The organism is Bacillus sp. FJAT-29814, from assembly GCF_001510715.1.
In the GTDB taxonomy this organism is placed as follows: Bacteria; Bacillota; Bacilli; order Bacillales; family Cytobacillaceae; genus Neobacillus.
Map to the genome: position 1 here is coordinate 117,515 of NZ_LMTJ01000012.1, position 18,089 is coordinate 135,603.

Consider the following 18,089-nt stretch of genomic DNA (forward strand, 5'->3'; position numbering starts at 1 on the left):
TTGGAGGAATGAAAAAATGAGATACGATGCACTTGGAATGATCGAAACAAAAGGTTTAGTAGGGGCAATTGAAGCAGCAGATGCGATGGTGAAAGCAGCGAATGTCAACCTAATCGGAAAAGAACTTGTAGGCGGCGGATTAGTGACAGTTATGGTACGTGGTGACGTAGGTGCGGTAAAAGCCGCAACTGATGCAGGAGCAGCAGCAGCAGAGCGCGTTGGCGAATTAGTTTCCGTTCATGTGATTCCACGTCCGCATGCCGAGGTAGAAACAGTTCTTCCTACAGCAGCTATTGAAAAGTAATCGATATTTTGTTGGATTCTAAATAACCAATTTTATAAAAATAATACTACTTGGAGGAAAAAATCATGAAATACGATGCACTAGGTATGATCGAAACAAAAGGTTTAGTAGGAGCAATTGAAGCAGCAGATGCTATGGTAAAAGCAGCAAACGTATACTTGATCGGTAAAGAACATGTAGGCGGCGGTTTAGTAACGGTAATGGTACGTGGTGACGTAGGAGCTGTTAAGGCCGCTACTGATGCAGGAGCAGCAGCCGCAGAGCGTGTTGGCGAATTGGTTTCCGTTCATGTGATTCCACGCCCACATTCAGAGGTGGAAATCGTCCTTCCTGCAGCTGCAAAGAAAAAAGACGGCGTAACAGTTTAATTTTTCGGGCGGCAGGGGGTAACCTCTGCCGTCTTGTTATTTTTAGTAGGAGGGATTTATTCGTGCTTGCCTATCTATATTTATTTCTTACGATCTGTAGTGAACTTGTGGGCACATCCATGCTGAAAGCATCCGCTGGCTTCACCAAACTTTATCCTACCATTGGCATTTTTGTATCCTATTTCTTTGCCTTCTTCTTTCTATCACAGACGCTGAAAACAATCCCATTGAATGCCGCCTACGCTATCTGGGCGGGTATGGGCACAATAGCCACAGTCGTTATTTCTGTTATGATTTGGAAGGAAAGAATAAATGCTGCGAGTATCATTGGAATTGCACTGATCACCATCGGGGTAGTGGTGTTAAATCTATTTGGTCCGAGCGGGGAAGGAGCAGTTAAAGTAAGCAATGAGGAACCAGTGGTGCAACATTTAAAGTAGGCTGCAAAGCAAGTATTGATTTAGAGGACATCCATTCTAATGACAAGAATGGATGTTTTTTTGTTATAGTTTTATATTTTAGTAAAAATTTTAGTAAAAATAATTGCTAGTTTTTACTGCTGGGAGTAAAATACCGATAAGATAGTAAATTTGACGTTTTCGGAGGGACTAAAAAATGAACATCACAGCGCTGAACACAACTTTCAAAGAGATATTTCATTCGGTGCCAGTACAAGCATTCTTCGCCCCTGGGAGAATCAACTTAATTGGTGAACATACGGATTATAATGGCGGGCATGTTTTTCCGTGTGCCATTACCTACGGTACGTATGCCGTCGCGAAAAGCCGTGAGGATCGATTGGTGCGGCTGTACTCCTGTAATTTTCCTGAAAAAGGTATCGTGGAATTTAACTTGGATAATCTACAATATGATAAAGCGCACAACTGGGCCAATTACCCAAAGGGCATGATTCGCTATATCATTGAGGCCGGATTTGCTGTTCCAACCGGTTTTGAGTGTGTCATTCAAGGAGACATTCCAAATGGCGCGGGTCTGTCATCTTCAGCATCGATTGAACTGTTAACTGGTGTACTTGTAAACGGTTTATTTGGATTGGACATCCCGAGACTCGATTTAATCAAAATCGGCAAGCGGGTCGAAAATGAATTCATCGGTGTCAACAGCGGGATTATGGATCAGTTTGCGATTGGAATGGGTAAGGGGAATGCAGGAATTCTATTAGATTGTCAAACTCTTAAGTATGAATACGCACCGATTCAGCTGGATAGCCACAAAATCATCATTATGAATAGTAACAAACGTCGGGAACTGGCGGATTCCAAGTACAATGAGCGCAGAAGCGAGTGTGAAAGGGCGCTGGCCGAGCTTCAGCAGAAATTGCCAATCGAGGCATTGGGGCAGCTGTCCGAAGACGAGTTTGAAGAAAACAAATACCTTATTACAAATGAAATTGTCCGCAAGCGGGCTAAGCATGCAGTCTATGAAAATATCAGGACATTAAAGGCTCTCAAGGAGCTGAAGGCCGGTAACCTCGAGGCATTTGGCCAACTGATGAACCAATCGCATATCTCGCTGAGGGACGATTATGAAGTAACCGGGGTAGAACTGGACAGCTTGGTGGAAGCAGCTTGGCAACAGCCCGGGGTTGTTGGCGCAAGGATGACCGGTGCAGGTTTTGGCGGCTGTGCCATCGCAATCGTCGAAAATGAAGCAGTTGAGCAGTTTATTGCGAATGTAGGAGCATCCTATCTCGAAAAAATCAGCTACGAAGCTGATTTCTATGTGGCAAATATAGGAGACGGCGCGAAAGAAATCGAAATGTGGGGCGGCTCTAATGATTAATTGGCTGGTAAAGCAATTGGTTAATCGGGCATTGTCGCTGAATTTGATACAGCAGGAAGATGAGATCTATGCGAGGAATCAAGTGCTGGCACTGTTGCGGTTAACAGATTTTAAAGAATCGGATCAGCCCGGTAATGCTGATTTAACGATTCCTGATTTACTTGAGCAAATTATCGACTATGCGTGCGATCAAGGTATTATTGAAGATATTTTTGATGAAAAGGAAATATTTTCGAGTACGATCATGAATTGTTTTATATCCAAGCCTTCCGAAGTGAATCGGCAATTTTATGAAAACTATAAACAGAATCCGGAAGCCGCGACCCAGTATTTTTATCAGTTAAGCAAAAATAGCAATTACATCCAAATGAACCGGATTCGGAAAAATATTGAGTATAAAGCTGCAACGGAGTACGGCGAGCTGGACATTACGATTAATTTATCGAAGCCTGAAAAAGACCCAAAAAGTATTGCCCGTGAGCGGGAAATCGTGCAAACCGCCTATCCCAAGTGCCTGCTGTGTATCGAGAATGAAGGGTATGCAGGGAGGACAAGCCATCCTGCCCGTTCAAACCACCGGATGATTCGATTATATTTGGAAAATGAGCCTTGGTATTTACAGTATTCACCATATATGTATTACAACGAACACTGTATCGTGCTGTCAGAAAACCATACCGAGATGAAAATCAGCCCGACAACCTTTTTACGCTTGTTATCCTTTGTTGAACAGTTTCCACACTATTTTCTTGGCTCAAACGCAGATATTCCGATTGTCGGCGGGTCGATTTTATCCCATGAACATTACCAAGGCGGCAGCTATGAATTTGCCATGGCTAAAGCCGAGGATGATTGGACCTTTGAAATGACGGGTTTTACCGATGTGAAATGCTCTGTGATTAAATGGCCAATGTCGGTCATTCGTCTACGCTCGGAACAAGTTGCTTCGCTTGTCGAGGCAGGCGCGCATATTTTAACCAACTGGAAAAATTACAGTGATGAATCGCTCGATATCATCGCCTGGACGGGGGAGACCCCTCACAATACAATCACACCGATTGCCCGCAAAAAGGGGAACCTGTTTGAACTGGATTTAGTTCTTCGTAACAACCGGACGAGTGCGGAGCATCCGTTGGGAATATTCCACCCGCATGCGGATGTACATCATATTAAGAAAGAAAACATCGGACTGATTGAAGTTATGGGGCTTGCGGTATTGCCGGCCCGATTAAAGGAAGAGCTGGCCGAGGTTGAAAAATATATCCTTGGAAAACCGAATTTGGTTGCAGATTACCATTCGGAGTGGGCAGAGCAGTTAAAGGCGCGTTTAAGCAGTACTGCAAATGAATCTAATGTAACTGCTTTAGTAAGAGGGGAAGTTGGCAAGAAGTTTTTGAGAGTGTTAGAGGATGCTGGTGTGTTTAAACGGAATCCTGCGGGGGCCGATGGGTTTCATCGATTTATTGAAACAATATCATGAACTGGGTGGTAGACCAATGAAAATCGTAGATCGAGTATTTGGCAATTACAATGGTAAAAAGGTAATGGAATATACATTAACCAATGATTCAGGCATGACTGTATTCTGTTTGAATTACGGCTGTGTGATTACAAAAATAATCGTGCCTGACCGAAATGGCATTTTGGAAAATGTGGTTCTCGGTTTTGATAAATTTGAAGATTACTTGGAATTTTCTCCATACTTTGGTGCAGTGGTTGGCCGTGTGGCAGGGAGAATAAAAGGTGCAAAGTTCGAATTGGATGGCGAAGAATATCGGCTGACCGCCAATGAGTCTCCGAACCATTTGCATGGCGGGAACCAGGGGTTTAACTCTGTTATTTGGGAAACGGAGACGATCGAACAGGAAGATGGTGTTGGTTTAAGGTTTTCTTACCGAAGTCATGACGGAGAAGAGGGCTATCCTGGAAACCTGGATACTACAGTTACTTATCTTTTATCCAATAATAATGAGCTTAGTATTACTTATGAAGCAGTGACAGACCAAAAAACCTTAGTAAACTTAACCAATCATTCGTATTTTAATTTGAGCGGTGATGGTAAGCGCGATTGCTCGGAACATAATCTTCGACTCGAAAGCGACCGGTTTTTAGAACTTGGGCAAGATCTGTTGCCGACCGGAAGAATTATTTCGGCAGACAATACCCCATTTGATTTTAATCAAGGTCGTTTGTTGCAGTCAGGAATGAAATCTGACCATCCACAAAACGTTCTTGTTGGAGATGGTTATGACCACCCTCTTCTTTTTACACAGGAGGGAGAAAATTCAATCCTGTTAAGTGAAAAGGAAAGCGGCAGAGCACTTATGGTGACAACAGACCAGCCGTGTGTGGTTCTTTATACAGGAAACAAGCTCGAAGGCCCGTTTTCGATATCAGGTGTTCCGGCTAAGAATTATTTGGGTGTGTGTCTGGAAACGCAAGGGCTACCAGATGCGATCCACCATCCGGATTTTCCGACTGTCATTTTAAATCCGGAGGAGGTATACTATTCAACGACGAAGTATCGGTTTTCCAACACATTAGGGGTTTGATTTATGGCGACAATTAAGGATATTGCAAAAAAAGCAGGCGTATCGATTGCGACTGTTTCAAGAGTGCTAAATTATGATGCAACTCTATCAGTGAGCGATGAAACGAAAAAGCGAATTTTTGAAGTGGCAGAGGAGCTGGACTATAAGAAAAAAGCCGGTGTCCGTAAACCGGAAATCGGGAAGATTGCCCTTTTTCAATGGCATACCGAGAAAGAGGAGCTTGAAGACTTATATTACATGTCGATTCGGCTTGGTGTCGAAAACCGCTGCCGCCACCATGGAATACAGGTGGTCAAGTACTATCAAAATAGCATCGAAGAAATGAAGCAGGATGATATTCAAGGGCTGATTGCCATAGGGAAATTCAGTGCCAATCAAGTTAGCGAGCTAACTTCCGTTTCGGAGAATATTGTTTTTGTTGATTTCTCTCCTGATGAAGATACATTTGATTGTATTGTGGCAGATTTTGAAAGGGCAGCCGTAAAGGTTCTCGAATATTTTTTGAAAAAAGGACACACGCAAATAGGCTATATTGGGGGAAGAGAGGTATTTAAAGACCAAACTTCTGCCATTGAAGACCCAAGGGAACGGGCATTCAAACGTTTTCTAAAAGAGCAGGACCTGTTAAATGAAGCTTTCATGTATACAGGTGCATTCTCGGTGGAAAGCGGCTATGCCCTTATGAAAGAAGTAGTCCAGGATCATGGTGACAGCCTGCCTACGGCGATTTTGGCCGGGAATGATTCACTTGCCATCGGGGCTCTGAGGGCATTGCATGAAGAAGGGATCTCAGTTCCGGAGCAGATTAATATCATTGGGGTAAATGATATAAGCGTAGCAAAATATGTTTTCCCGCCCTTAAGCACGGTAAAGGTATTCACAGAAATTATGGGAGAAACTGGTGTGGATACCCTTTTGGAAAGAATAGAAGGCCGCAAAACAGCCAAAAAAACATCGATTGCAACCGAACTCATTATTCGAGACAGCTCTTTTTAATCATAAAAGGCGACATACTCCACTTTTGGTGGATGATGTTGCCTTTTTTCTATCCGTGAGGATAATGAAGAACCCCTTGCTGTGGCAAGGGGTTCTTGACGTCCGGGATTCGACCCCGCCCCTATGGTTACCAATGTTTACCTGGGGCTATGTAGATCTAGGCAATTTTCAATAAGCTATTTATACCACTTTAATGGTAAAAAGAAGAAATATAAATGCAGTTTAGAGTATTGGAATACCTATAGATTCAGCTAACATATGCCAAGTTTCATCTAAGCTTGGTTTTGGAGGAATGTAAATGATCGTTCCATCTCGACCTCTTGTTAAAATAACACGGTACGAATTTAATTTAATTTGAAATTCATTTTCGACACCGCGCTGGAAATGTTGCCCGTACCATTTCCCGTTTCTTAAATAAAGATCATCATCCCAATGAACAATGGCCATATCTAATTCTAACCCTTGTGTGTGAAACTCAGTTGCTGAGTAGCTTAATTGCTTACAATAATAGATTGAATTGTGATGGTTAAAATATTGTGCTACTTTCGATGGTTTCTCGTAACGTTCGTCTCTTGGAAGAACTGGTACTTCTTTTTGATAATCTGCACCGCTCGCACAAATAACCCCGGTCGTTTTAACATCATTTTTATAAAGTCCCTTAGCAACGGATTTTGCTCGATCTAAATCCCTCGTAACAAAAAGTGAATAACGATCTTTTGCGAGGTTTTGAACGAGGTCCTTTGTTAAGTCAAATTTTTCATCTAATAAAGAATTAACGATTGCGTAATAATTTAGAGCTGCATGGGCACGGAATGAGCAATCCAAGTGTAAATGAGTGTGTGTTTCATACTTGGAAGCGTTCGTAAATAAAGAGCTATGATGTTTTGCATGAACAATAATATTTTTACTAGCGATAGCCGTATTCCAAAGTTTTAGTCCACCTTCTTCACCTGAGTAAATCTCTTGTCCTTCACCAATTAACCCGATAGTTACACTCCATGGTTTGTTTGAGGTTGCAATGTGCATAATGATATCTGGTTCACTTAAATTCTTCGGATGCTTGTTTTTTCTTCTTAAAGATTGATCCACTTTACCAGCATCCCACGCCCTTTGTGCTTCATCAAAAATAATAATCTGCTCATGTGGAACTATTTCTTTTTCTAGGTAATCCATCTTATAACCGTACAGCCCTTGTACGAAGGTTCTATTATTTAATGTATCTTGCAACACATCGACTAATGGTCCATTACCTGATAAATAAACGGCATTTTTCGTATTGTGGGCAATATGTAAGCCCAAGTATGTTTTACCGGCACCAGGTTCACCAGATACTAAAATTAAATGATGGGTATTGGTTACTTGAGCTTCTTGTATAATTTCACGAACAGTTTGTTGAACTTGTTTAAAGTTACTACTCGCGACTGCTCTAATGTTTGGTAATGGTTCGTTATTAAATATTGAGCGAGCTGCTTCAAGCATAGAAGGTGAGGGTTCGTACACGCCATTTAATAATTGGGGCAAGCTAAAAGTTTTAGAAGGCTTTTTCATAATTACTTCAATAATTTTATGAAAACTATTAACCGTAGAACCGTATATTTGATAATTTGGAATAGCGTATAGGTGTTCATTGTCATAATTAGTTAGAAGAAGTGTGCCCATTACTTTTATATTTGTACTGTGAATTTCCGAATGATAATGTTGCAAATCACGTACATATAGTGACGTTTGAATGTACTCAGACGGAGAAATATCGTTATAGCTTTTACATTCGATAACGATAACGTGTCCATTCAAAATTAAAATAACATCTGGGCGACGACCTGAACCCCGTAGAATGTCATATTCAAATATCAAAGAGCCATCAAGAGTGTTATATTGTTGGAAAATCTTTTGAAGCTTGTGGAAACTATCTTTCCAGGCTTTAAGTTGGGAGTCTCTTTTTTGCTTTTCTTCAAAAGTTTCTGCCGTGCTTTCGCCAAAAACATGTAATCGAAGAGGATCGATGAATCGGTTTAAATTTAATTGTAAAAACTGTTGGATCGATCCAGCCCAGCCATAATTCAATTCTAACACCTCTTTTAGTCTGAAAATAATTTTATAGGATGAAATACCTAACTGTTAATATTATACTTTATATTGGATAAATATTTTAAAGATGTTGCGAGGTATTTTTGATGAAAATAGAGGATTTAAAACTTAATAGTGTAATCGACAATCAGCATTTGTGTGAAATTTTCAAATGTGCTCCACAGGGTGGGATGAGGAGATCACATACAACAAATACGCTCGTCTTAATTTCAGATCGTACAAATATATACCAAGACAAACAGACAAACGGTATTTATCATTATACTGGTATGGGGCAAGTAGGAGATCAAGAATTAACATCGCAAAATAAAACGTTGGCGGAGTCGAAAACAAATGGTGTTGCCGTTCATTTCTTTGAAGTTTTGAAGAAACGACAATATACCTATCGTGGTGAAGTAGAATTAGCAGGTGAACCGTATATTGATAGACAAACAGATATTAAAGGAAATATGAGAAACGTGTGGGTATTTCCATTAACTAAAATCGCGGATAATGGTTGGATTAATGAAATTGATCACCTAGAGAATGAATTAGGACAGCAGAATTCCATTTCTAATACGGAAAAAGAACAGGTCATTAAATCAAGAATTGGCCAATCGACATTTAAAGAAAAATTACTTAAAAGAGAATGTAAATGTGCGATTTGTGGAGTTGCAGATAGAAACTTTTTAATCGGCAGTCATATTAAACCATGGAGTAAATCTAATAATGCCGAGCGGTTAGATGTAAACAATGGATTACTTTTATGCCCAAATCACGATGCATTATTTGATAAAGGTTATATTTCATTTGATGAAGACGGCCAACTAGTTTTAAGTAGCCAGCTTGATGATACTACAAAAATTTTCATGAATATCCAAAGGCCTTTTCGAATTGAAATGACTGTAGAAATGAAAAAATATATTAAATATCATTACGATCATATAAGAGTTAAATAGTGAATTGATAAAAAGTTTCCTCAATTACTAAGTTTTACCTAATAACGATGTTTAATTAATTACTTTGTTTTACCAAATAACTATTGATTAAGTCCCTTCACATTAAATTGTTAGGGGCTTTTTCGTTGTGTGGAAAAAATCAGATACTCCCTCTTTTGAGAAGTGTCTGGTTGGTTATTTATAGAAAGGTCTAGATACAAATATTTGAGTTTCACGATTAAAATAGTGATCATTTACTTTCACATATTGATTATTAAACTCTTGTATCAAACCAGTTGTAAGTACACCGTCTGATTCAAGTTCTTCAACATCAATAGGAATTTCAAGAGTTAAATGTGCTTCAAAGTCTTGGTTGGATTTTAAATAATTTCCATCTTGAGTAACATATGACATAATATTCACCTCTCTTTCTATTAAATAATAACATTTAATTACATAATTCTTCCATAGAACAAGTGTTTGTAGTATGCTTGTACTAGGGAGGTGATAATAATGGGATTAGCGTTAGATGAATTTATAAAATATGTACAGAATAGGGAGTTTAATAATTTCCGGCTCTATTCATCAGTTATTAATCATCTTAAGAATTATTATAAGGAAGATGAGTTTAAGTTTTTTTATCCTAGAAATATTTTTAATGATAAACAAACTGAATTGTTATTTTTCTTAAAAAATGGTTATCTTGAAGTAACAATGGATGAGAATTCAAAAATCCAAATTAAACAATTTTATTGTAAGGTTGTAAATAAAATGTTGATTCTTCCTCAGTATGAATATAGTGAACATGAGTTAAAGATTTCATTTGACAATGGTAATGAATTGCTTTTTAAAAGTGTTGAAGATTCCAATGAAGATTGGAAACCTGATTATAATGCAGTTATAAAGGATCTGTATAGATTATTTTAGTTCCTTATTGTTAAGGCACTCGATAATTCGGGTGTATTTTTTAATCAGTATTTGAAACTGTTTTTAATGCTATTGTACCAGTGGTAACTACAGTTTGGAATTTCATCATAGTAATTCTTTTACCGATATTTTTAAGTTTATACAATTGAATTGCCGGAAATATGCCAACCATAAAAAGTACAGTGGAATCTGTCTTTAACACATTGTCTTAGTGGTTTCATAAGCATGGGGATTCTTTAAAGAAAATCTATTACCGATATTGACTAGTGTATTTCAATATGTTCAAAGTATAATGCCCCAAATTCAATCCATTTTTGAAACAGTATTTGGAGTAGTAAAGAATGTTGTTCAAATTGCTTGGGATAGTATTGCAAATGTTTTACTCCCAATTACTATTGTTAAAAACCTTTATTTTACTTGACATAGATACTTTATCTCTCCTTATAAGACTTGTACTATATGCTTATATAAGAAATAATAGCTGTCATACATTGTATTTCACAATAGATTTTTAGGATTTGTTTTGAGATTTTCAAAAAATAAACCCAACTCAATCGAGTTGGGCTTTTAATAATACAAATTTTTATTGTAATGGAATATCAATTGTTACAGGAGTCTGGTTTAATGGTACGTTTAATTGTATAGAAAGGTATTGATAATTTATTTTATCAGATTTTTGCTGATTATAAGTAGCCAATGCAATTTCCTTTATTTCTTCGACAGTAATATAGTCTAAAATGTTAAAATTAAATGAACCTATATTGTAAATCATTATTTTTTCTTTTTGTATTGGGAAGGTACAAGAATAACAAAATCGTATGTCATCTTCAATCGTCCGCTTGATTGAAGACGAAATTGCTTGGGGAATACTGTTTAATATTCTTTGTATGGATTCATCATCTATCCCGCTAAGTTTTTCTAATGCTAATATTCTCTTATTAAATCTGAGATCGAGGTCATTGAGATATTGGATTACTGACAATTCTGTATCCCATTCACCGATGATATTTTCTACTTTTGTTAATCTTGCCTCAAATCCATCTGTACTACTATCTTTACTTTCTAATGCTTCAAGTCTTTTTGTTGTATCAGATAGTTGTTTATTTACTTCGGTTAGTTGTGCAGTTAAAATATCAATTGTTATTTGTTGTTTTTGTACCATTTCCTCTAATTGAACTTTACTTACAGCATCAACATTAGTTACTTTTCCGATTGATCCACTGACGAAAGCTACGAGTAAAAATCCTACAATTACAAAAATCTTCCTCACGGATGAAACCCCCTTAATTTACCAAACTAGTATAATCATACCATTCTTATACTATAATTTGGAATTATCAAATAGATTCAAAAAAAATAACCCCATCTCCTAATGAGTTGGGACTTAGCAATTTTTAGCTGAAATATAATGACAAAACATATAGGCATATTAAGCATTTTTTGTAAAACCTTTAGATAACTTTACATAGAACGCATGTTCTGACAAGGTGGGAACAAACATTCAGTTTCGGGGTTGTTAATCAATAAATTTATTGCTAAAAGGGCTCAAGCCACTGGGGAATTGCTTGAAATGATTTACCTGTCGGAAAAGGGTGAAATTTCTTAGAGAAGAATAAAAGTCCTCCAGATTTCCACTGGTACATTCAGTGCTTATTGTACTTTAAGTCATAAACAGCGTGTTTTTAAGCTTGTAAACATTTTGTCGATTGGACCAATCCGGTCGAAATATAGGAAAGGGGCAAATGTTTTATATATTATGGAGAACTTGGAATACCAGTAGCGGAAAGAACTCGCAAACGCGAGGAAGAGATACTAAACATCATCAAGACGTACTGGAAAAAGTATAACTATTCACCTATGATCCGCGAGATTCAAAGAAGGCAAGTGTTACTTCCACAAGTACGGTCCTAAAGTATTTAAACAAACTTCAGGAAAGGGGACAAATTGATTGGCAGCAAAAGAAACCAAGAACAATTCAAATCATTGATCAACATAAAAATAGTTCTGCCAGCTGACAGAGCTTTTTTAATCTCTAAGCGCTTGGAGATTCATCTTTTTTCTTGGGTACATTTTAATCCAAGTTTCCTCACTTATTATGGAGGTCCTGAAGCAGATTTGTAGTGCAGTATAAAAATCCTGCCCCAATCCGCCCCGAATTGTTGAAATGGAGTAGATATATGAATCGAAAAAATAAAATAAACCCTTGATTTTACAAGGGTTTTGGTTACGTCCCAGAGAGGATTCGAACCTCCGACCTACAGTTTAGGAAACTGTTGCTCTATCCTACTGAGCTACTAGGACACGTTTATTTGGAACGTATATTATTATACTCAGATATTCAAAAAAGGTCAATAATAACTTCCTGTTACTGAACCGTAATGCCTCGTTTAATCTCATCTTTTTCCCGAAAAATTAACCAAACAAGAAAGCTTAGTGAAACAACCAGCCCTTCCATTGAGACAATGTAATAAGGGTAAGGCCCCAATACATCTAATAAGCTCGGCGATTTTGGTTTATGGTTTAAAAACATATAATTTCCATCCACCAGTTTGTTGATTAACATGATGAATGGCATCATGATATTTAAGAAAACAAACAGTTTTACCACCGACCAAATCGTCGGGTGGTACCCCTTCACCCAAGTAAAATACAAGACTGTCCAGATCATCATCAAATGCGTGTAAAAGAAATGAAAAAACCGGAAATGGGGAAATTCAAAGTTTAATAAGGGAGTAAAAATTGCTTGAGATGCTCCCAATAACGCAGTGAATAACAATATTTCGTAAATGATTTTTTTCTTTGTAAGCAACAAGAAAACAGTCAGGAACAGGCTGATGCTGCATAATTCCAGGGGGATGGCATGACTTACCTTCCAATTGCCGTTTACCATCATCCAAATATGATACAATGCTTCGAAGATGATCAAGCTGAGGGCAGTTCCGATTTCAACCTTTCTCCAGTTACCCCGTTTTAATTTTTCCTTATTCAAAAATATCCCTGCCGAAATAATGAAGAGAAGGGCAATAATCACAAAATGGCTGACCGAAAACATTTCAAAATCAAATTCTTTATAGTTGCCGCCAAACCACGCCACCTTGTCTCACCTCTTATGACTGAAAAGAATATTATCACTTCTATTATGATGCTTTTGTTTTTATAGAAAAAGGACTAATCGTTAGGCAAACTCTTACAAAATAAGACAAAATTAAACTTGCTGCAAGAAAAATCGAAATGGGAGAAAGCGGAATAATAGGATGGAAAATCAAAAAAATCGTGCCAATTTGATACTTATTTTTGTTTGGCAAAATTGGTGTGCAAAAAGGGTCTTTTATCTACATCATCTTGCATAAATAGTGGTATTTTTACAAGAGTTATTGACAAAATATTCCGATAACTACCTTTAAAATGAGACTAGATAGTAAAATATTACTATCAAAAAATATTAATTAGGAAGGGGTAAGGTAATGAAAAAAATATTTTCCATGGGGCTTATTTTGGCATTGGTTTTAGTCTCAGTTGTACCAGCACTTGCAAAAACCAATCCACAACCGAAGAGCACATTTTCCCCCCATCTTCCAGACTATCACAAGGTAGACCCTGATTTAACCAGGGAAGTGAAAGCAAAAGGCGGTGCCATTAAAGGAAAGGAATTGAAGACCTCGAATGGTAAGTCCTACATAAAGCCGCAGCAATCCGAAAAGCTTCAACCGAAAAAACCAGAAGAGTTAATGAAAAAAGGAATTGCCATTGTTGTGGATTTTCCGGTACCTGAAGGAAAGGTTAGTGAAGTTCCGGGAGTAAACTATCCACAAATACCACACCATTATTTCGATGACCTTATGAATAAAGACACCTATAATCCTTATGAAATGGATATGTTTAAGAATCTTGCAACCTTTAACGGAAAACCAGCCTCAACAAACAGAACGATGAAAAATTATTTTAACGAAGTCAGCTACGGCAAGTTCAATATGGATATCGATGTGGTCGGGTGGTATACTCTGCCAAAATCATATGACCACTATTTAGGGCAAGATAAGGGTTACTATAACGACAATGGCGATGCCCATATCGGTGAACTTGTAAAAGATGCAATTGAACTTGCCTCAAAGGATGTTGATTTCTCAGAATATGCTGTTCCAGCCAAGCCAGGCGATTTCTGGCTACATGGTGATGCCACTTCATTTGAAAAAGATGGGAACAAGATTGACAAAATCGTGCCAAATATTCTCATTATCCACCGTGGAACAGGTGCAGAATTCAGCACGGACCCAAGCCTTATCTGGTCCCATAAATGGGATATTACCAGTGCGAGCTATTATGGAGATTACTATAAAACAGGCACACCACCTGATGAAGCCACATTGGAGCACACAGTAGTTGACGGTGTCGCCGTCGATACCTACAATATTGTCCCTGAAGTCGGACAGGATCTTACAGGTTATTTAAAGGTTGCCTATCCTGAACTAGTTCCAGAAGATTATACCGGCAGGCCGCCATCACCGCCAAGTGTTGGTGTATTCGCCCATGAGTTTGCCCATGTCCTTGGTCTTCCTGATTTATATGACTATGGATATGATTCGGAAGGTGTGGGCATGTACAGCTTAATGGCGGGTGGTTCCTATGGTCGTGATATGCAGAACCGTAACTATTCCGGGAATTCACCGGTACACCCTGATGCATGGTCAAAAACCTATTTAGGATTTGCTGCACCGAAGGATGTAACGAAGAGTACTTCTTTAACGCTTCGTCCGGTTGAACAGTACCCTGATATTTATAAAGTGATTGTGCCAGGCTCAAACGGCCGAGAATATTTCTTGTTGGAAAACCGTCAACAGAAGGGCTTTGACGCCGGGTTGGAATCTAATATGGATGGAAACGCGCTTCATGGATTAGTGGTTTACCATGTAGTCGAGGATATCCTATCTCGCAGCTTCTGGCGGCCAAATGAAGCGCAGAACTGGGATTTTAATCATCTAGGGCAGGCGCAAGTTCCAATCAATCCTGACAATGGGGAACGGCATTACGCAGTTAGTGTCATGCAGGCAGACGGACAATATGACATGGAGCGGTACCTGAACGACGGTGATGCCGGAGACGTATTCCCAGGTAAAAATAATGTCACATCTATTAGTGCCAAAGGGAATGTGGCACCAAACACGACATCATTATACCAGTGGTCGAAAAAGAGTACGGAGACTGGCATTCAATTTGATCATATCGTTGAAAAGGTAGATGGATTCATCACATTAAATGTAAAATTTACAAAATAATAAGCAGCTAGTTTGTAAAGGTGCAGCGGAGTTATCTCCGTTGCACTTTTATTTTTTGGAACCTCAAACTAGTGGAAAGATTTTTCTTCCTAAAAAAATAACCTGAATTTGTGATATAATTGATTGTCGAAGATACTCGAAACAAACAAGAATGTTGGAGGAAATTATGGCTGGTTATACGCCGATGATACAGCAATATTTAGCAGTCAAGGCAGACTATCAAGATGCCTTTTTATTTTTTCGCTTAGGGGATTTTTACGAAATGTTTTTCGAGGATGCTATTAAAGCATCTCAGGAATTGGAAATTACCTTAACAGGTCGTGAGGGTGGAACCGAGGAACGGATTCCGATGTGCGGTGTTCCTTACCATTCAGCGGCGAACTATATTGAACAATTAATTGCAAAAGGCTACAAGGTCGCTATTTGCGAACAAACCGAGGATCCGAAACAGGCAAAAGGGGTTGTCCGCCGGGAAGTCATTCAATTGATCACCCCTGGAACAGTGATGGATGGCAAAGGGTTAACCGATAAAGAAAACAACTATATCGCCTCGGTTACAGCCTTTGATGATAAGTCCTTTGGTTTGGCTTATAACGATATTTCAACTGGTGAAAGCAAAGTAACCTTGCTGACGAATTTTGATGAAGTATTAAATGAGCTGGCCGTTCTCGGTGCCAAAGAAGTGGTTATTGCCAGTGATTTCGATGGTGAACTGCAGAAGAAAATGCGCGAACGTGACGTGCTCGCGATTTCGTTTGAGGATAATAGTTCAGTAGAAATCAATTTTTCCCAGCTGCTAGAAGATTTGAATCAAGATAAGTTAAAGATAACTGTAGCACGGTTATTCCATTATTTATACCGTTCGCAAAAGAGAAGTCTTGATCACCTTCAGCCGGTAACTACCTATCAAATCCACCAATTTATGAAAATTGATTATTATTCAAAGCGCAATCTTGAATTGACTGAAACCATCCGCTCAAAAGGGAAGAAAGGTTCTTTGCTTTGGCTTTTGGATGAAACGATGACGGCGATGGGCGGCAGGATGTTAAAGCATTGGATTGATCGGCCACTGATCAATCGTGACGAAATCGAAAACCGCCATCATCTCGTTGGAATTTTAATGAACCATTATTTTGAGAGGCAGGACCTAAGGGAAAAACTGAAAGAAGTTTATGACTTGGAACGCTTGGCCGGTAGGGTAGCTTTTGGAAATGTGAACGCCCGTGATTTGGTGCAGCTAAACCGTTCACTCATGCAGGTACCATTTTTAAAAGAAATTCTACTTTCGATGGATATGACTGACATGGCTGAAAAAATGGATCCATGTGAAGATGTCACTGATTTATTGGAGCAGGCAATTGTTGAAAATCCGCCACTGTCGTTAAAGGAAGGGAATATCATCCGCGACGGCTACAATGCCCAATTGGATCAATATCGGGATGCCAGCCGGAACGGCAAGACATGGATTGCCCAGCTTGAACGGGCGGAGCGGGAAAAAACCGGGATTAAATCGCTGAAGATCGGCTACAACCGCGTGTTTGGTTACTATATTGAAGTCACCAGAGCAAACCTACATTTATTGAAAGAAGGGCAATATGAGCGCAAGCAGACATTAACGAATGCGGAACGCTTTATTACGCCTGAACTAAAGGAAAAAGAAGCGTTAATTTTACAAGCGGAAGAGAAAATTGGCGAGCTCGAATATGAATTATTCACGGAAATTCGCGAGACCATTAAAGAATATATCCCGCGCTTGCAGGCGTTAGCGAAAACTGTCAGCGAGCTTGATGTTCTACAATGCTTCGCCAAGGTAAGCGAAGAGCGCCGCTATGTGAGACCGCAATTTTCTGAGGAACGCCGTGTTATCGTGAAGGACGGACGCCATCCGGTCGTTGAAAAGGTGTTGAATGCCCAGGAGTACGTTCCAAATGATTGCATCATGGATACCGACCGCGAGGTGCTGCTCATCACAGGACCGAATATGTCCGGTAAAAGTACGTACATGCGGCAAATTGCCTTGACCGCCATTTTGGCGCAAATCGGCTGCTATGTCCCGGCATCGGAAGCGGTGCTGCCAATTTTTGACCAGGTGTTCACTAGAATCGGGGCTGCGGATGATTTGATATCAGGTCAGAGTACCTTTATGGTCGAGATGCTTGAAGCCAAGAACGCCATTGCCAATGCGACGCAAAACAGCTTGATTCTATTTGATGAAATCGGCCGCGGTACGTCCACTTATGACGGAATGGCCCTGGCCCAGGCGATCATTGAATACATCCACAACCGGATCGGGGCGAAAACACTATTTTCAACCCACTATCACGAACTAACAGTGCTGGATGAGGAACTGTCGAAATTAAAAAACATCCATGTCAGTGCGATTGAACATAACGGCAAGGTTGTTTTTCTTCATAAAATAAAGGAAGGCCCGGCCGACAAAAGTTACGGAATCCATGTGGCCCAGCTGGCGGAACTGCCGGCTGAATTAATCTCGCGTGCTAAAGAGATTTTACTGGAATTTGAACAATCTGATACACAAACCGTCGCTGTCAAAAGGGAAGAATCAGATCCTCAAACCGTTGTTGTGAAAAAAGAGGAGCCTGTCCGTGAACAGCCTGCCCAGCTTTCCTTCTTTGATGAACCGACGGAAACGAAAAAGCCTGAGCTTTCATCGAAAGAAAAGAAGGTTCTGGAAAAAATGCGTGACCTGGATTTATTGGATATAACGCCGCTGCAGGCGATTAATTTGCTCTATGAGCTACAGAAAAAGTTGAAGTAATTTTTTAAAAAGGAGGCGATTGGCATGGGCAAGATTATCCAGTTGGACGATGCCCTATCAAATAAAATAGCGGCGGGAGAAG

15 protein-coding genes and 1 tRNA gene are annotated in these 18,089 nt (G+C 39.3%); 11 read left to right on the forward strand and 5 right to left on the reverse strand.

What is annotated here, in order from left to right; all coding sequences use genetic code 11:
• Window positions 1-16 precede the first annotated feature (16 nt).
• From eutM (AR334_RS25810) to AR334_RS25840, 7 genes are all read left to right on the forward strand, one after another.
• Complete coding sequence (eutM, locus tag AR334_RS25810) at window positions 17-304, forward strand: ethanolamine utilization microcompartment protein EutM (protein ID WP_066320885.1); 288 nt, start codon at window positions 17-19, stop codon at window positions 302-304.
• A 62-nt stretch (window positions 305-366) separates the two neighbouring features.
• On the forward strand, window positions 367-672 hold the full coding sequence (gene eutM, locus AR334_RS25815; protein ID WP_216638043.1) for an ethanolamine utilization microcompartment protein EutM: 306 nt from the start codon (window positions 367-369) through the stop codon (window positions 670-672).
• Window positions 673-734: 62 nt separating this feature from the next.
• Entirely contained in the window at window positions 735-1,112 is a 378-nt protein-coding gene (locus tag AR334_RS25820; RefSeq protein ID WP_082693112.1) for a multidrug efflux SMR transporter, read from the forward strand.
• Between the two features lie 175 nt (window positions 1,113-1,287).
• Window positions 1,288-2,475, forward strand: coding sequence for a galactokinase (locus AR334_RS25825; RefSeq protein WP_066320895.1), 1,188 nt, complete (start codon window positions 1,288-1,290; stop codon window positions 2,473-2,475).
• Entirely contained in the window at window positions 2,468-3,955 is a 1,488-nt protein-coding gene (gene galT, locus AR334_RS25830) for a UDP-glucose--hexose-1-phosphate uridylyltransferase (protein WP_066320900.1), read from the forward strand. The genes AR334_RS25825 and galT overlap by 8 nt, the downstream gene beginning before the upstream one ends.
• 16 nt (window positions 3,956-3,971) lie before the next feature.
• Window positions 3,972-5,027: an aldose epimerase family protein gene (locus AR334_RS25835; protein ID WP_066321037.1), complete on the forward strand. Its 1,056-nt coding sequence runs from the start codon at window positions 3,972-3,974 to the stop codon at window positions 5,025-5,027.
• 3 nt (window positions 5,028-5,030) lie between these two features.
• Window positions 5,031-6,023 carry a LacI family DNA-binding transcriptional regulator gene (locus tag AR334_RS25840; protein WP_066320906.1) on the forward strand — a complete coding sequence of 331 codons (993 nt, stop codon included), beginning with the start codon at window positions 5,031-5,033 and terminating at the stop codon, window positions 6,021-6,023.
• 222 nt (window positions 6,024-6,245) lie between these two features.
• Here AR334_RS25840 and AR334_RS25845 read toward each other — a convergent pair whose 3' ends face one another.
• On the reverse strand, window positions 6,246-8,087 hold the full coding sequence (locus tag AR334_RS25845) for a DNA/RNA helicase domain-containing protein (protein WP_066320907.1): 1,842 nt from the start codon (window positions 8,085-8,087) through the stop codon (window positions 6,246-6,248).
• Window positions 8,088-8,197: 110 nt separating this feature from the next.
• On the opposite strand from AR334_RS25845, the gene AR334_RS30470 reads away from it, so the two are divergent.
• Window positions 8,198-9,049, forward strand: a complete 852-nt coding sequence (locus AR334_RS30470) for an HNH endonuclease (protein WP_253701370.1) — start codon at window positions 8,198-8,200, stop codon at window positions 9,047-9,049.
• Window positions 9,050-9,223: 174 nt separating this feature from the next.
• Here the strand turns inward: AR334_RS30470 and AR334_RS25855 are convergent, their stop codons facing one another.
• On the reverse strand, window positions 9,224-9,442 hold the full coding sequence (locus AR334_RS25855) for a hypothetical protein (protein ID WP_066320910.1): 219 nt from the start codon (window positions 9,440-9,442) through the stop codon (window positions 9,224-9,226).
• 99 nt (window positions 9,443-9,541) lie between these two features.
• Between AR334_RS25855 and AR334_RS25860 the strand changes: the two genes are divergently transcribed.
• Window positions 9,542-9,955: a DUF3908 family protein gene (locus AR334_RS25860; RefSeq protein ID WP_066320912.1), complete on the forward strand. Its 414-nt coding sequence runs from the start codon at window positions 9,542-9,544 to the stop codon at window positions 9,953-9,955.
• A gap of 583 nt (window positions 9,956-10,538) precedes the next feature.
• Here AR334_RS25860 and AR334_RS25865 read toward each other — a convergent pair.
• The 3 genes from AR334_RS25865 to AR334_RS25875 all read right to left on the reverse strand — a co-directional run bounded on the left by AR334_RS25865 (window position 10,539) and on the right by AR334_RS25875 (window position 13,049).
• Window positions 10,539-11,225 carry a hypothetical protein gene (locus AR334_RS25865; protein ID WP_066320914.1) on the reverse strand — a complete coding sequence of 229 codons (687 nt, stop codon included), beginning with the start codon at window positions 11,223-11,225 and terminating at the stop codon, window positions 10,539-10,541.
• Window positions 11,226-12,182: 957 nt separating this feature from the next.
• Window positions 12,183-12,256: transfer RNA gene (locus AR334_RS25870), tRNA-Arg, on the reverse strand.
• Window positions 12,257-12,320: 64 nt separating this feature from the next.
• The gene (locus AR334_RS25875) at window positions 12,321-13,049 is read right to left on the reverse strand and encodes a TIGR02206 family membrane protein (protein ID WP_066320925.1); all 729 of its coding nucleotides are present in this window, start codon (window positions 13,047-13,049) and stop codon (window positions 12,321-12,323) included.
• Between the two features lie 370 nt (window positions 13,050-13,419).
• On the opposite strand from AR334_RS25875, the gene AR334_RS25880 reads away from it, so the two are divergent.
• The gene (locus tag AR334_RS25880) at window positions 13,420-15,228 is read left to right on the forward strand and encodes a M6 family metalloprotease domain-containing protein (RefSeq protein ID WP_066320927.1); all 1,809 of its coding nucleotides are present in this window, start codon (window positions 13,420-13,422) and stop codon (window positions 15,226-15,228) included.
• Window positions 15,229-15,394: 166 nt separating this feature from the next.
• Entirely contained in the window at window positions 15,395-18,007 is a 2,613-nt protein-coding gene (gene mutS / locus AR334_RS25885; protein WP_172799303.1) for a DNA mismatch repair protein MutS, read from the forward strand.
• The last annotated feature ends 82 nt before the right edge of the window (window positions 18,008-18,089 follow it).